The 14360-nt window shown below is 68.4% G+C and carries 14 protein-coding genes and 1 pseudogene; 8 read left to right on the forward strand and 7 right to left on the reverse strand.

All coding sequences use genetic code 11. The features are described from left to right. Positions 1–124: 124 nt before the first annotated feature. From M8859_RS15930 to M8859_RS15940, 3 genes are read left to right on the forward strand one after another with little or no spacing between them, the layout of a single operon-like run. Positions 125–1645 carry an adenylate/guanylate cyclase domain-containing protein gene (locus tag M8859_RS15930; RefSeq protein WP_195069778.1) on the forward strand — a complete coding sequence of 507 codons (1521 nt, stop codon included), beginning with the start codon at positions 125–127 and terminating at the stop codon, positions 1643–1645. 4 nt (positions 1646–1649) lie between these two features. Next, positions 1650–2738, forward strand: a complete 1089-nt coding sequence (locus M8859_RS15935; protein WP_159923279.1) for a lysylphosphatidylglycerol synthase transmembrane domain-containing protein — start codon at positions 1650–1652, stop codon at positions 2736–2738. Positions 2739–2798: 60 nt separating this feature from the next. Beyond that, complete coding sequence (locus M8859_RS15940) at positions 2799–3170, forward strand: DUF3054 domain-containing protein (protein ID WP_159923281.1); 372 nt, start codon at positions 2799–2801, stop codon at positions 3168–3170. On the opposite strand, the gene M8859_RS15945 is transcribed toward M8859_RS15940, so the two are convergent. After that, positions 3171–4808: an NTF2-like N-terminal transpeptidase domain-containing protein gene (locus tag M8859_RS15945; RefSeq protein WP_159923590.1), complete on the reverse strand. Its 1638-nt coding sequence runs from the start codon at positions 4806–4808 to the stop codon at positions 3171–3173. A 418-nt stretch (positions 4809–5226) separates the two neighbouring features. On the opposite strand from M8859_RS15945, the gene abmR reads away from it, so the two are divergent. Together abmR and aroQ are read left to right on the forward strand one after the other, a co-directional pair. After that, the gene (gene abmR / locus M8859_RS15950; protein ID WP_249644467.1) at positions 5227–5877 is read left to right on the forward strand and encodes an ATP-binding transcription factor AbmR; all 651 of its coding nucleotides are present in this window, start codon (positions 5227–5229) and stop codon (positions 5875–5877) included. Positions 5878–5901: 24 nt separating this feature from the next. Next, positions 5902–6357 carry a type II 3-dehydroquinate dehydratase gene (aroQ, locus tag M8859_RS15955; RefSeq protein ID WP_159923285.1) on the forward strand — a complete coding sequence of 152 codons (456 nt, stop codon included), beginning with the start codon at positions 5902–5904 and terminating at the stop codon, positions 6355–6357. Positions 6358–6359: 2 nt separating this feature from the next. On the opposite strand, the gene M8859_RS15960 is transcribed toward aroQ, so the two are convergent. The 3 genes and pseudogenes from M8859_RS15960 to M8859_RS15970 all read right to left on the reverse strand — a co-directional run. Continuing rightward, the gene (locus tag M8859_RS15960; protein WP_159923287.1) at positions 6360–6806 is read right to left on the reverse strand and encodes a nitroreductase family deazaflavin-dependent oxidoreductase; all 447 of its coding nucleotides are present in this window, start codon (positions 6804–6806) and stop codon (positions 6360–6362) included. Positions 6807–6922: 116 nt separating this feature from the next. Further along, positions 6923–7732 (reverse strand): ArsR/SmtB family transcription factor, encoded by an 810-nt coding sequence (locus tag M8859_RS15965; RefSeq protein WP_195069738.1) that lies wholly within the window; start codon positions 7730–7732, stop codon positions 6923–6925. A 150-nt stretch (positions 7733–7882) separates the two neighbouring features. Continuing rightward, a pseudogene (locus M8859_RS15970) lies at positions 7883–8791 on the reverse strand (NAD(P)-dependent oxidoreductase); the annotation flags it as partial. Between the two features lie 107 nt (positions 8792–8898). On the opposite strand from M8859_RS15970, the gene M8859_RS15975 reads away from it, so the two are divergent. Beyond that, positions 8899–9255: a winged helix-turn-helix transcriptional regulator gene (locus tag M8859_RS15975; protein WP_195069740.1), complete on the forward strand. Its 357-nt coding sequence runs from the start codon at positions 8899–8901 to the stop codon at positions 9253–9255. On the opposite strand, the gene M8859_RS15980 is transcribed toward M8859_RS15975, so the two are convergent. Further along, a complete protein-coding gene (locus M8859_RS15980; RefSeq protein WP_195069741.1) occupies positions 9252–10376 on the reverse strand; it encodes a glycerate kinase in 1125 nt (374 codons plus the stop codon). The genes M8859_RS15975 and M8859_RS15980 overlap by 4 nt on opposite strands. A 269-nt stretch (positions 10377–10645) precedes the next feature. Further along, positions 10646–12235: an alpha/beta fold hydrolase gene (locus M8859_RS15985; RefSeq protein ID WP_249644468.1), complete on the reverse strand. Its 1590-nt coding sequence runs from the start codon at positions 12233–12235 to the stop codon at positions 10646–10648. A 157-nt stretch (positions 12236–12392) separates the two neighbouring features. Here M8859_RS15985 and M8859_RS15990 point away from each other — a divergent pair, with 157 nt between their 5' ends. After that, on the forward strand, positions 12393–12704 hold the full coding sequence (locus M8859_RS15990) for a GNAT family N-acetyltransferase (protein ID WP_159923299.1): 312 nt from the start codon (positions 12393–12395) through the stop codon (positions 12702–12704). Positions 12705–12708: 4 nt separating this feature from the next. Here M8859_RS15990 and M8859_RS15995 read toward each other — a convergent pair whose 3' ends face one another. Then, positions 12709–13470, reverse strand: a complete 762-nt coding sequence (locus M8859_RS15995) for a lysophospholipid acyltransferase family protein (protein ID WP_159923301.1) — start codon at positions 13468–13470, stop codon at positions 12709–12711. 136 nt (positions 13471–13606) lie between these two features. Between M8859_RS15995 and M8859_RS16000 the strand changes: the two genes are divergently transcribed. Further along, positions 13607–14251: a YqgE/AlgH family protein gene (locus M8859_RS16000; RefSeq protein WP_195069742.1), complete on the forward strand. Its 645-nt coding sequence runs from the start codon at positions 13607–13609 to the stop codon at positions 14249–14251. The last annotated feature ends 109 nt before the right edge of the window (positions 14252–14360 follow it).

Below are 14360 nucleotides of genomic sequence, written 5' to 3' on the forward strand. Positions count from 1 at the left end.
GGCTCGGCCGACCCCTGTCCGCGATCGGCGCCGCAGCGTCGGCCGCCAGCGCCCGCACTGGCTGTGGGAGCGAAACGCTAGATTGGTCCTCGTGTCGGCGCCCTTGGAAGCGGTCAAACAGACCATGCGAACGCGCTGGCCGCTGTACCTGACATCGATGCTGCTGGCGAACGCTTTCGGCGCGGTTCTGGTGTGGGCGTTCATCCAATACGGGTTACCCGTTCCCGAGGGCGAGCCCTCCGGTGCCAGGCGCACCGGCCTGCTCATCCCGGGCGTCGTCTTCGTGGCGGGCGGCCTGCTCAGCATGGCCGCGTCCGCGCTGATGCTGCGCCCGGTCATGCGCTGGCAGATGCGCGGCGGACCTCCCAGTCGCCAGGAGCAGATGGCCGCGCTGCACGCACCGCTGCGCCAGGCGATCCTGCATCTCGCGCTGTGGCTGATCGGCGGAGCCGTGCTGGCCGCGCTGATCATCAGGGACACTCCCGCGCTGGCCGGTGCGGTCATCGTCACCGAGTGCATGGCCGCGACCATCGTGTTCGGCTTCACCTACATGCTGGGCGAGCGCATCCTGCGCCCGGTCGCGGCGCAGGCGCTGACCGAAGGCACCTTCGATCACACCCTCACCCCGGGCGTCGGCACCAGGATGGCGATGACCTGGGGCATGGGCACCTTCGCCCCCACCATCGCCATCGTGCTGCTGTGCGTCACCCAGATCTCCTCGGACGTGAAGTTCTCCGCGCAGTCGCTGGCCATCTCCATCCTGTTGCTGTGCGGCGTGGTGATCATGCAGGCCCTCGCGCTGTCCATGCTCACCGGATCGAGCATCTCCGATCCGGTGCGCCAGCTCAGCCAAGCCATCGACCGGGTCCAGGCCGGGGCACGCGACGTGCAGGTCGAAGTCTTCGACGGCAGCGAGATCGGTCTGCTGCAAGTCGGCTTCAACCGGATGATGGAGGAGGCCGCCAAGCGCCGCCAGCTGCAGGAGTTGTTCGGTCAGCACGTCGGCGAGGAGGTGGCGCAGCGGGCGCTGGACTATGGCACCGAACTCGGCGGTGAGACGCGGTTCGTGGCGGTGCTGTTCGTCGACATGGTCGGCTCCACCGCCACCGCGGCCGAGCGCCCGCCCACCGAGGTGGTGAGCCTGCTCAACGAGTTCTTCCGCATCGTGGTCGACGTCATCGACCGCCATCACGGCTTCGTCAACAAATTCGTCGGCGACGCGGCGCTGGCCATCTTCGGCGCGCCGCTGGACCGCCCGGACGCGCCGACCGCAGCGCTCGCCGCAGCGCGCGAATTGCGTGAAACCCTTCGGGAAGTGCCCGGACTCGACATCGGGATCGGCGTTTCGGCCGGTTTGGCCGTCGCGGGAAACATCGGCGCGGCCAATCGATTCGAATACACCGTGATCGGAGATCCCGTCAACGAGGCGTCCCGGCTCACCGAACTGGCCAAAGAACGTCCCGGCCGGACGCTGGCCTCGGGCAGCGCGCTGTATTTCGCCGAGGAAAGCGAGCAGGACCAGTGGGAAACCGGCGACGAGGTACAGCTGCGCGGCAGGCGCAGGAAAACGCTCTTGGCCTGGCCACGAGAACGGGCCGACGCGCCCGGCGATACCGATGTCGAAACGGCGCGTTCGTTAGGCTGACCGCGTGACGGCCGACGGGGAACTGGCAGGAGATCCTGCGCCGCCGCCCACGGCGGGTTCCCGCCGTGGCAAATTTCGCTGGCTGAAATGGGTGCTCGGCGCCGCCCTGCTGGCCCTGCTGATCGCCGAGGGCGTGTATCTCTGGCCGCGCCTGCACGAATCCTGGCGCAAACTCACCGAAATCCACTGGGGCTGGGTGGCGGCCGCGATCTGGCTACAGGCATTGTCCATGAGCGGATTCGCCAGGGTGCAGAAACAACTGCTCAACGCGGGCGGCGTCGCGGTCAGTCAGCGAAAATCCGTCGCGGTGGTCTACGGTGCGACGGCGATGTCGGTGACCCTGCCCGCTGGTCAGGTGTTCTCCACCGCGTTCACCTATCGGCAGACCAGGCGCTGGGGCGCGAGTCCGATCGTCGCCTCCTGGCAGCTGGTGTTCTCCGGCGTGGTCGCCGCGGTGGGGCTGGCGCTGCTCGGTGTCGGCGGCACGCTGCTGGCGGGCGGGCGAGTCGGCCCGCTGCAGCTGATCCTCGCGCCTGCCGCCGTCGTCGCGCTGGTGTGGGCAGGCAATTACGTCTCACGCAATCCCGGTTCGCTGGCGGCGCTGCTGCGCCAACTGCTCGCGCTGGCCAACCGGCTGCGCAAACGCCCACCCGACCACGGCGCGAACAAGATCGCCGACGTGCTCGATCAGCTGGAATCGGTGCAGCTCGGTAAGCGCGACGGCGTCTTGGTCGCGCTGTGGGCGCTGGTCCACCGCTTCGCCGACGTGGCCTGTCTCGGCGCGGCCTGCTACGCGGTCGGCGCCGATCCGCGCGTCGCCGGTCTGCTGCTCGCGTTCGCCGTCGGCAAGGCGGTGGGGTCCATCCCCTTCGCGCCCGGCGGCATCGTCTATGTCGACGCGACGCTGATCTACGGTCTCACCGCCGCCGCGGGCCTGCCCGCGGCGCAGGCGGTCGCCGCGGCGTTCGTCTATCGGATGGTGAGCTTCATCCTGGTCGCTGTCGTCGGCTGGATCGTCTTCTTGTTCATGTTCCGCACACGGCAGGCCGACGACGCGGAGTTCGAGAAGGAATTCGAGCAGCGGCGGCTGTGACCGTTCGCCGCGCGCCGGGGGCGCGACCTGGTCCGCAGCTACCCCGTTACGCTGGCTCGCGTGAGGAAACTGCTGCCCTTCGTCGCGGATGCGCTGCTCGTCGTCGTCTTCTGCGCGATCGGCAGGCGCAGCCACGACGAAGCGGTGCTCGCGGGCTTGCTGCGCACCCTGTGGCCGTTCGCGGCCGGGCTCGCCGCGGGCTGGGTCGTCGCCGCGGCGCTCGGGTCACGCGCCTCCGATGCCGCCGCACGATTCGACGCCACCGCGCTGTGGCCGACGGGCGTCGTGGTCTGGGCCTGCACCCTGGCCGGGGGCATGCTGCTGCGCGTGGTGAGCGGTCAGGGCACGGCGGTCAGCTTCGTGCTGGTGGCCGGTGTGGTGCTCGCCGTGTTCCTGCTCGGCTGGCGCGCGGTGTACAAAGCCGTGCGGTGATCACGGTTCCGGAGTAGCCAGCGCCTGCAGCATCCTGGCCGCCATCCGCGGGGTCGCGTCCTTGCTGTCCACATCGTTGATGTGGATCGCGAAGACCAGATCGCCCATCGACCCGATCAGCCATCCATCGCCGCCCGCGGTCGCGGCGAAGGCGTCCACGTCCCGGTAGCGCCGCACGCTCGCCAGCTCGGGCGCGTTCGTGGCGTCGCGCAGCATGGCACGCAGCCGGTCGGCGGTCTGCTGCGGCAGCGGCTCGAGCCGGGCGTCGGTGGCGCTGAGCCGTCCGGCCTCGATCATCGGCGGCGGCACCGTACCGCGCACGATCGTCGCCGCGGCGATGGCCATACCGAAGGGACTGGCCAGCACCGCGTCCGAACCACCGCCCTGGAGTACCTGCTCGGCGCTGCGTCCCGCGATGGCCAGGCGTCCGGTCACCTCATCGAGGCCCGGCACCTTGAAGTCGATGCCGACGCCCAGCGCGGTCGCCGCCTCGGCCGCGTCCTGTACGGGGATGTCCTGCGGCGCCTTGCCCTTCGCCGACGCCGCGACGGCGCGGAACAGCTCCATATTGCCGCCCACCGGGTACAGCCCGGTGAACGCCACCGGGCCGTGCTCGCTGGCCTGGCTGTTCTGCGCGACCGCCACCACCGCCCCGCTGGACGGCTGGATCGCCACGATCGAGGCGGGCGTGCCCACACTGACCACCGCGTCCTCGGCGGCGCGTTGCAAGCGCTGGTCCATCGTGCCCGCGATGTCCGGTCCGGGCGGACCCTGCTGACCGGCGAGCTGGGTGATGAAGCGCCCGTCCTGCTCGAACAGCTGGACGCCCCACCCGGAATGCGCCTCCTGGCTCTCCTGCTGCACCTTGCGCAACGCGTCCAGCATCGGCGACCAGACCCGGCGGTCGGCGGAGATCAACCGAGGCTGCTTCTCCATCACCACACCGGGGATCGGAGCCATCCGCGGTTCCAGGATCGCGAAGTCACCCTCGCGCAGGTTCACCGCGACGACCGGCTTGCCCTGCGAGGTGGCCAGCTGCTGCATCAGCGACGGCCCGGTGATCAGCGGCGCGACCGGTTCGATGGCCTCGGCCAGCGCGTTGGTCGACGCGACCGGATCGGGCATCTTGGTGGGATCGAGCTTGACGACATTGATGATCTGCTCGGTCATCAACGGCTCACCGGCGATGTCGTTGACCCGCGGCGCCGGCGTCGGATAGGTGCGCACCAGCCGCACGCTCCGGTTGTGCGCGAGCTGCGGCATCACTACCGCGGGCTCCCAGGAGACCCGCCAGCCGATGGCCAGCTTGCGGACATTGCCCTGCACGCTGTAGTTCCAGTTCTTGCGCTCGCCGAAGCTCCACTCGACGTCCATGCTGAAGATCCCCGACTCCGCGTCCAGCCCGATGAACTGGGTCTTGCGGTAGTCGACCTTGCCGCCCTGAAGCCCGTTGAACATTTGCTTCAAGGTTGCCGAAGCCGCAGTGGGGTACGACGTCAGGTCCGCCGCTTTGGTGTAGTCCTGATCGTCGAGCAGATCCGTGAAGCGCTCCACGACCGCTTCGGCTTCATTCTGCTTCTCGTGTATCCCGCACGACCCGATCCCGAGCGCGAGCGCCGCCACCCCCATGAGTGCCATTGCGCCGCGAACACGAAAGCGGCGGGATCCCCACACGTCCATGTCGCCCACTCTTCACTCTTGTCACTCCAGTAACAAGACCACCGTACCCGAAAAAGACCAGACCGCGATGCCTCCGTAGCGCGGACGTTACCCATGCTCAGCATCCCAATTGTGCCCCGAGATCTCGCACCTCGGGAGGTCTTTCATGATCATCGTCCAGCCGGTCGGGGGCAACCGGCGCCGTTACCGTACCGGCCTTCCGGAAAAGTCGCGCGGTTACCCCCGGACTGGACGTTTCGAATCAATAAATACCCCAAACGGTGCAGAGCGAAGCAACCGGATCCGGGGTTCGCACAGAGCGGAACTCTTTGGCCTGTTTGCGCAGTAATCTTGTAATCACTGAAAGCACCACACCACAGTAAGTAGGTGAACCGTCATGAGAAACGCACACCGCGGCCGGGGTTTCGGACGGACAGGCGGTTGGCAGCAAGCCGACCTGCCGGACCCCTCGGACGTTCCCGACTGGTTCGCCGGGAGGTTGCCCAGTGAGTGGTTCACCGGTCCGCCGGTGATCGAGGTGGATCGCGACGAGATCGTCGTCATCGGTGAGCTGCCGATCCCGCGACCGGAGAAACCGGACACCACCAACGACCCTGCCGACCCTGCCGACGCTGCCGACGCTGCCGACGCTGCCGACGACGACAACGCGGCCCCGACAGGGGAGGTACCGCGCGCGACCAAGGAGGGCGCGATAGCCCGCTTCCGCGAATCCACCCGGCCTGCCCGCATGCAGATCGCGAACGAAGCGCAGCACCGCTATCGGCGCAATGTGGCCTGGGGCGTCTCGGTGGACGGGGAACGCATCCTGTTCACCCACTTGGCCGTCCCCGTGATGACGCGGCTGCGCCAGCCGGAACGCAAGGTTCTCGACACCTTGGTCGACGCCGGTGTCGCCCGTTCCCGTGCCGACGCGCTGGCCTGGACGGTGAAGCTGGCGGGCAAGCACGCGGAGGCGTGGCTGGAGGAATTGCGCGAAGCCATGCGCAAGGTCGATGACCTGCGCTCGGAAGGTCCGCAGGGGCTGTAGGCGGTCGGGTCTAGTGTTGCGTGCATGGCTGTGACCGCTGACGCGACACCGGGCCCGATCCTCGTTCTGAACGGTCCGAACCTGAACATGCTCGGCATCCGGCAACCGGAGGTCTACGGGTCGGCGACGCTGGAGGATGTCGTGGAGTTGTGCAAGCGGACCGCGACGAAGTTCGATCGGGAGATCGTCGCCTTCCAGTCCAATTCCGAAGGCGCGCTCATCGACCGGATCCATCAGGCGCGGGGCGTGGAGTCGGGCATCGTGATCAATCCCGGCGGCCTGACCCACACCTCGGTGGCGCTACGGGACGCGCTGGTGATTCCGGAACTCCCCATCGTCGAGGTGCACATCAGCAATGTGCACGCACGTGAAGAGTTCCGGCACCACTCCTACATCTCTCCGATCGCGACCGCGGTGGTCGCGGGAATGGGCATACAGGGTTACGCCGCCGCTATCGAATTCCTGGCCCGCTCGGCCTGAGTTCACTTCAGCTGGAATACCGGAAACCCGGGCGCGATGGCGGCGAGTTCCTCGTCGGTGGCGTCCTTGGTCACGCCCTCGAAGAATCTGCCGACCTCCCAGCCCCACTTCCGCAGGTAGAGCCGCAGCAGGGGCACCTTGTCGGCATCGGCCACCTCGGCGGCGGTGAACGCTTCGACCTTGCGGCCGAGCCGCAGCTCGCCCCCGCCCGCCACGCGAAGGTTGCGCACCCACTGCGTGTGCCCACGGGGTGCGACGAGGAAGCGCTCGCCGTCCTCCCGCACCATGAGGTTGACCATCGTGGTGCGCCACTCGCCGCTCTTGCGCCCACGCACCGCGAGCAGTCGCGAACCCATGACACTGATGCCCAGCTTGGGCAGCAGATTGAAGATCCGGCTGAAGAACGCCTCGAGTCCGGCGGGGCCGATGTAGCGGGTGCTGTGGTCCATGACTACTCCTCTTTGTGAGCACTGCTCTCTATGGAGAGAAGTGTTCCACGATGGGCGCCACGGAGTCAAGAGCACTGCTCTCTATTGCTTCGGCATCGCCGCTCCACGCACGAGGCCTACTGCGACTGCGCGGCAGTCTCCGGCTCCGACAGAACGTCTCCCGTCTCCAACAACGTCTTGAGGTTGGACAAAATGCTCGGCCAGCCGCCGCGGATCGCTTCCAGGACCGCACTGCCCGGTTCGAAGCCGTCGTGCACGACGGTCAGCTTGACGACCTCGCCCTTGGGCTCTATCTCGAACGCCACCTTGGAACGGGGCTCACGCGCCCACGCGGCGACATCGTCCGGGTTCAGCTCGAAGGCCTCGGCCAAGGCGGGGTCGAACGTGTGCCAGGTGTAGGACAGGCGGCGGTACGGCTCGGATTCGAGCACCACTTGCTCGGGGTCCTTGTGGGCCCAGCCCCGCTGCCGCCACTCCATCACCGAGCCCGGACGCCAATCCGTGTCGAAGCCGGTGCCCCAGTAACGATCGGTGAACACCGGGTCGGTGAGCGCCTGCCACAGCTTTTCGGGAGTGGTCTTGATGTAGGTCGTGTAGACGAATGCGTTGTCGCCCATGGGTTGTTCCTCCAGTGCTCTCTTCAGGTCGGCGAGGATGCCGACCCGCGCGCGGTCGTACCGGTTGATCCAGCGTTCGGCGATGGCGTTGATGGGCTCGGCATTGAGGTAGTGCAATTTCTCCCGGCCGCTGCGCCGGGTCGTGATGAGGTTGGCCGCCTCCAGCATCGCGAGATGCTTGCTCACCGACTGGCGGGCCATCGCCAGTCCGGCGCACAACTCCCGCAGCGTCTGCCCGTTGCGGGCATTCAGGCTGTCGAGCAGCCGCCGCCGACTCGGATCGGCCAACGCCCGGAACACCTCGTCCATCGTCCACCTTCCCAACATGCAGCCGGTAGGCTGCCCATTTACTATAGGCAGCCTTATAGCTGCATATCAAGCCACGAAAAACCTCGCAGAGTCGGTCGGGTTTCTCGCCCGGCTGGGCGAGGAACCGACCGACTCTGCGAGGTCGGGGTATCAGGAGGGATCGCGGAGCAGGGCGTAGGTGGAGACAGGGGTGCCGGCCTTCTCGCTGGCAGCGATGGCTTTACGCCAGAGGCCTTGGGCAGTGTGCGAGAGGATGGCGTCCACGCCGACTTCCTCACTCGCGTCGATGATGTGCTGCGCGCCCGCGTCCATCATCTTCAGGCTGGCCAGGGAGGCCCAGCCGCCGTTCTGGTTGGCGACCGAGAACTCCTCCATGAAGTAGGGAAAAGCGGCGGCCGAGCGAATCGCGAACGGGACGAACGCGGCGATGTCGTGGCCGGAGCGGTCGATCATGGCGGTGGCCTGGTCGAAGGCGAGCAACCACGGATGGAAGATGGTCAGCAGCCCCTGGTAGAAGACCTGCGCCAAGCCGTCGTCCGTGCCGAGGTACTCCTGCGGGCTCAGCGGGCGCAGCAGCTCGGCGTGCGCGTCGAACACCTCGCGAGGACCGCTGTAGAAGATGTAGGACGCCGGGTGCACGATGTTGTCCCCCGCCGACATGACGCCGCCGGAGATGAACTCCGCGCCGTGCGAGCGAACCCACTGCGCGCCCTTTCGCGCCTTCTCCGGCGAATCGGAGGACAGATTCGCGATCACCTTGCCCTTCAGATGACCGGCCGCCTGGCCCAGCACGTCGTACATGGCCGCGTAGTGGGTGAGGCTGAGCACGGTCACCTCGTTGGCGTCGAGCGCGTCGGCGACGGTGGCGGCGCGCTTCGCACCGAGTTCCACCATGGCGTCGACCTTCTCGGGGCTGCGGTTCCACACCGTCACCTCGACGCCGGCTTCCAGGAAAGCCCGGACCATCGCCTGACCCATCGGCCCCAAGCCGACGACGGAGACAGCGCGGGCGGGGGTCTGCTCGGACATGATGTGTTCCTTCGATTCTCGTTCGGATTTGCGTCGGCGCCGGGATCCATGGTCGTTCCCGCAGGTAGAGTCGGGAAGACCGAACGTCGAGGTGCGGTTGCTTACTTCGAGGTTCGAATCGAGGTCAAAGGAGCGCGATGGGCATGAACAGTGACGCGGATCACGATGTTTGCGGTATGACGGTCGCGATCGACGTTGTCGGCGGCAAGTGGAAACTGCACCTGATGTGGGTGCTCGGCACCGGCCCCCAGCGCTTCGGCCAGATCCGCAGGATGCTCGAGGGGGTCAGCGAGAAGGTGCTCGCCGAGAACCTGCGCCAGCTCGAGTCGACGGGCGTGGTGCATCGCGAGGTCTACCCCGAGGTCCCGCCCCGAGTCGAGTACTCGCTCACCCCGCTGGGCAAGGAGCTGGCCGTGGCGCTGCGTCCGCTCGAGGAGTGGGGCGAACGGCACCGGCACGAACTGGCCGCGAAACTGCTGGCGTCGGCGAGTTAGACCGATCGCTCGACGGCGATCCGCGCGCCGACGCGTTCGAGCAGCATCGCCGCCTCGGCCATCGAACGGTCCGGGTCGGGTTCCAGATCGGCGAGCGCATGGCAATCCGCGAAGCCCGCGGCCCGGATCTCGTCGGGTTCGAGCAGCGTGCGACCGACGACAGCGACCACCGGGACGTTCGCCTTCCGGGCAGCCGCGCACACGCCGACCGGGGCTTTGCCGTGCAGAGTCTGTCGATCGAGTGAGCCTTCACCGGTGATGACCAAAGCGACGTCCGCGAGCAGATCGGGGAACTCGAGCAGTTCCAGAACGACCTCGATGCCGCTGCGCACCCGCGCGCCCAGCACGGCGAGCGCACCGAAACCGGTCCCGCCCGCCGCGCCCGCGCCCGGTTGCCGGGCGAAGCCGGATCCGACGAGTTCGGCCCAGGTGGCGAGCGCGGATTCGAGAACCTCGACTTCGGCGGGGCCCGCTCCCTTCTGCGGTGCGTAGACCGCGGCGGCGCCGGTGGGCCCGAGCAGCGGATTGTCGACATCGCAAGCGAGCGTGAACGACGTGCTCGCCACACCGGAATGCAGGCCGGAGCAGTCCAGCCGTGCAGCCCGGGTCAGCACCGCCGCGCCGCGCGGCAGTTCCCGGCCCTCGGCGTCCAGGACGCGCACGCCGAGTGCCTGCAGCATGCCCGCGCCGCCGTCGGTGGACGCGCTGCCGCCCAGCCCGAGCGTGATCTCTGCGACCCCATGGTCCATCGCGTGTGCCAGCACGACCCCGAGCCCGAACGTGCTCGCGTGCAACGGATCGAGCCGCCCCTCGGGCAGGGTCGCGAGACCGACGACCGCGGCCAGTTCGACGACCGCGGTCGCACCGCGCCGAGCATAGGCCGTACGGGTGGGCACGCCGGTAGGTCCCGGAGCGGTCAGTTCCACACGCGTCCAACCGGCCGCGAGGAACGCCTCGACCGTGCCGTCACCGCCGTCTGCGACCGGCACCTGCCGGACCTCGGCATCCGGCGCGGCACGCCGCAACCCCGCGGCCAGTGCCGCCGCCACTTCCGGCGCGGTGAGCGACCCCTTGAACTTGTCCGGAGCGACGATCACTCGCGTGGCGGATGCTCGTGTCATCCCCACATTCTCGGACCCGGCCGGACCGGCCGCACCACACGGCGCGACCGCCGAGAGGAACGCCGTCAAGCCGCAGTGCCGAACGTCCGACCCGACACGCCGGTTATCCGGACCTGCTACTCGCACCTCTGCACGGAGGTGCCGGTCGCGTGCTGCGCGAATCCGCCCGGCCAAGAACCGCCGACCAGCCACGCGCGTGTGCCGCATCTCGCAGCGGCACACAGGTCCGGGGACACGGCTCGACTCGGGCCGCGATGCCGTGCGCCCGCTCAAGTCGCGGGCAGTGGCGCCTGATCGGCTCGGGTGATGTCGACCTTCCCGGTGCGCAGATAGGTGAGCACGGCCTCGTCCACCGCGGGATTGCCGCGACCGAACGTGCCGTGGTCACCGCCCTCGACGACCACCAGCGCACCGCCCAGCGCCGCGGCCATGGCCGGGCCGCCTTCGTACTTGGTCAGCGCGTCGTGGCGGCTCTGCAGCACCAGCGGCGCGGTGCGCAGGCCGGCACCGGTGATCGGCACCGGTTTCGTCACGGGCTTCCATGACCCACAGGCCATTCCGGAGCGCACCAGGTCGGCGCGCGCGTCCATCGCGTTGCCGCCGGAAGCTATGGTGCCGACCGCTGCGCCGAGCAACTCCGGCCTGCCGCTCACGGCATTCTCGTTGCAGGTGATCGCGCTGAACACGAAACGCCCGGTGGGGTCGGTCGAGGTGGCGCCCTCGATGGCCCGCAGGCGCTGCACGTTCGCCGGATCGGCCGCCGCGTCGGCCATCGCGCGGGCGAAGGTCGGCCAGAAGGTGCGGGTGTAGGTGGCCACGGTGGTCGCGCCCAGCAACGGCACTTGCGCGGAGACACCGCCGGTCACCAGAGTGCGCAACAGGTTCTGCACTTTGCCGAGTTGCTCGACGCTGCCGTTGTAGCCGTCCCTCGCGATCTCGGCCAGCGGCTCGGGCAGCGCACCGGGCAGGTCTGCGACACTCGCGGGCGGTGGGGTCAGGTTGGCGTACCAGCCGCCCCCTTGCGCGGCCGCCAGCCAGACCCAGTTGCGGTAGACCTGCAAGGCGGTGTCGCCGAGGTGGTATTCGTCGTCGTGTTCGGCGATCCAAGTGAACAGATCGTCCAGGCGCTGTTTCCCCGCGACCTGCTGTTGGGCGAATTCCTCGGTCCACACCCAATCCGGGTGGACGTTGGAATCCAGGATCATGCGGTCCACCCGGTCGCCGAACAACGCGGCGTAGACCGCGCCGAGGTAGGTGCCGTAGGAGGTGCCGAGGTAGCCGATCCGTTCCAGCCCGAGCGCCGCGCGCACGGCGTCGATGTCACGCGCGGTGTTCTCGGTGGTGATGGTGGCCAGATATCCGGGCTGCGCCGCGTCGCACGCCTTCTTGATGGCGTCGCGGTTGCCGCCGCCCAACGATACCTGTTGCCCCTCACCATTTTTCGCGCTCGCGCCGCATTCCAGCGGTGTCGCCCATCGCAGTCCGCGCGGCTGGACGGCGATCCGGTCGTAGCGCTCGGCGAGTTCGGCGGGGAACACGTTCAACCGGCGCGCCCAATAGTCCAGCGCGTCCGCACCGGGTCCGCCAGGGTTGGCGAACAGGACTCCCTGCCGTTCGCCGGTGGCGGCGATCCGGCTGACGGTCAGCTCGATCTTCGTCCCGTCCGGGTCGGCGTAGCTCATCGGAACACTGACGACGGCGCACTGCACGCCCCGATCGGCGGGCACAGCCCCGTCGGGACACTTGCCGAACGCGACTCCCGGCGCGGCGCTCGCAACGCCGGTGGCGATCGATCCCCCGAGCAGGCCCACGGCGACGACGGTGGCCGCGGCCCGCGAAACACGCAGTGTCCTCAACATTTTCCGTACCTCCCCGGGCGTGCCCATCGCGTGCGACGACGGACCCGACCAAGAGCATTCTGCGCAGGCCCGGCGGGACAGACAAGTCGGTGGCGGGATTCCGCCCGGTCCGGTGTGTGATTTACCCGGACACGGGCGCACAGAGTAGCGTCGAGCCATGTCGACCGAGGTCAGCAATAACACCGCACTGGAACGTTTCGAGATCTACGTCGACGGTGCGATCGCCGGCTACGCCGAATACCAGGACACGGCCTCCGAGCGCGCGTTCGTGCACACCGAGATCTACCCGCGGTACGAGGGCCAGGGCTATGCGCGACTGCTGGTGGAGACCGCGCTGAACAACACCCGCGAGGACAAGCTCGGCGCGCTGCCCATGTGCCGGACGGTCCACCATTTCATCGAGACCCGCCCCGAATACCTCACGATGGTGCCGCATTGGGCGCGCGACCGGCTCAACCTGCCGCAGTAGGCGTTCAGTACGCCGCGACGGCGCCGTCGAGCGCCTCCTGCAGATCGGTGCGCACCAACCGGGCGATGTCGCCGGGCCGGGTCGGCAGGTCGAGCACCGGGACATTGAAGTAGAAGCTGGCCCCCTTGACCTCCTCCTTCGTCGGCCGCACCGCGGGGTCCCGGCGCGGTCCGTAGCTCAGCGCCATGGACACCAGCACGGGCTCGGCGCCGAGCTTCATCGCACGGAACGCGATGTGCCCGATGCCGCTGCCGACCGCCTGCACCCGGGCCGGGTCCACGTCGTTGCAAGTGCCCTCCGGGAAGACCGCGACGCCGTCGCCGCGGGCCATCCGCTCCGCGCAGACGTCCATCATGCGCTGACCCGCGGCGTTCACCGCGCGGATGCCGTGGTCCTTGCCGCGGAACACCGGGATGCCGCCCATCATGTCGATCTTGCGCCGCTGATCGGGATCGACGAACAGTTCGTCCTTGGCCAGTACGCGCACCCGGCCGATCACCCGCCGTAGGCCGCTGCGCCACGCCGCCGCGGCCACGGTGTAGGGGTCGTTCTCGGAGAGATGGTTGATCGCGATCAGCAGCGGCCTGCCCTGCCTGACCACCGCACGGAGCGCTTCGCGGGCGCCGCCGGCGTAGGTGACGCGCGGATGGTAGCGGCGGCCGAGAATGGCGTAGGCCCCCCATGCCTTCAGGCGGTTCTGGCGATGATCGCGGTAGAAGTCGTACACGGTGTCGCTATTCTCGAGGCGCACCTCGGGCGGTTCCATGGCCTGGACTCTACGATGTCGCCCCGGTAGCGCGACGCGCCGTCCGGCATCGGTCCCGGCCCGGCTCGGCAAATCGATAAGACAGAAGTCGGCCGCAGAAGGCGCATTGTGGGCGAACAGCTGCGATGATGTCCGAGTGGCACGCGCAGAAGACCCGGACGATCGGAAGACTCGCGGCGAGCACGGCGACCGTAGACGACGCGATTCCCGGCACGGCGAGCAGGTGGTTCGTGCCGGAACGCTGCTGGTATCGGCCACCGAACTGGTCGAGCCGACCTTCCGGCGCACCGTCGTCTACATCATCGAGCACAACGAGGCGGGCAGTCTCGGCGTCGTGCTCAACCGCCCGAGCGACACGGCTGTGCACGAGGTGCTGCCGCGCTGGACGGAGGCGGCCGCGGCGCCGCGCACACTGTTCATCGGCGGCCCCGTGAAACGGGATGCCGCGCTGTGCCTGGGCACCGTCCGGGTCGGCGCGCAGATCGAGGGCGTCCCCGGACTGCGCCGCATCGACGGGCGCGTCGTCCTGGTCGACCTGGACGCCGATCCCGAGCGGGTCGGCCCGCTCGTCGAGGGCATCCGGATCTTCGCGGGCTACGCGGGCTGGACCTTCGGCCAGCTGGAAGGCGAGCTGGAGAACAACGACTGGATCGTGGTGTCGGCGTTGCCGTCCGATCCGATCAGCACCGGCCGTCCCGATCTGTGGGCGCACGTGCTGCGCCGCCAGCCGCTTCCGCTGTCCCTGCTGGCGACACACCCGATTGAACTCGAACGCAACTGAGAACGTGTACTCCTCGTAGGACCAAAAGGAGACACGACATGGGATACGACAACTGAACCGGCAAGCGCATGGGTGACTCATCGGGTGCACCCACACGCCGGCCCCGCAA

It is taken from the genome of Nocardia sputi (assembly GCF_023501985.1).

Coding starts and splice junctions, on each gene's coding strand:
- M8859_RS15930 (WP_195069778.1), top strand. CDS start 125: ATGCGAACGCGCTGGCCGCTGTACCTGACATCGATGCTGCTGGCGAAC.
- M8859_RS15945 (WP_159923590.1), bottom strand. CDS start 4,808: ATGGCACTCATGGGGGTGGCGGCGCTCGCGCTCGGGATCGGGTCGTGC.
- abmR (WP_249644467.1), top strand. CDS start 5,227: ATGAGAAACGCACACCGCGGCCGGGGTTTCGGACGGACAGGCGGTTGG.
- aroQ (WP_159923285.1), top strand. CDS start 5,902: ATGGCTGTGACCGCTGACGCGACACCGGGCCCGATCCTCGTTCTGAAC.
- M8859_RS15960 (WP_159923287.1), bottom strand. CDS start 6,806: ATGGACCACAGCACCCGCTACATCGGCCCCGCCGGACTCGAGGCGTTC.
- M8859_RS15965 (WP_195069738.1), bottom strand. CDS start 7,732: ATGGACGAGGTGTTCCGGGCGTTGGCCGATCCGAGTCGGCGGCGGCTG.
- M8859_RS15975 (WP_195069740.1), top strand. CDS start 8,899: ATGGGCATGAACAGTGACGCGGATCACGATGTTTGCGGTATGACGGTC.
- M8859_RS15980 (WP_195069741.1), bottom strand. CDS start 10,376: ATGACACGAGCATCCGCCACGCGAGTGATCGTCGCTCCGGACAAGTTC.
- M8859_RS15985 (WP_249644468.1), bottom strand. CDS start 12,235: ATGTTGAGGACACTGCGTGTTTCGCGGGCCGCGGCCACCGTCGTCGCC.
- M8859_RS15990 (WP_159923299.1), top strand. CDS start 12,393: ATGTCGACCGAGGTCAGCAATAACACCGCACTGGAACGTTTCGAGATC.
- M8859_RS15995 (WP_159923301.1), bottom strand. CDS start 13,470: ATGGAACCGCCCGAGGTGCGCCTCGAGAATAGCGACACCGTGTACGAC.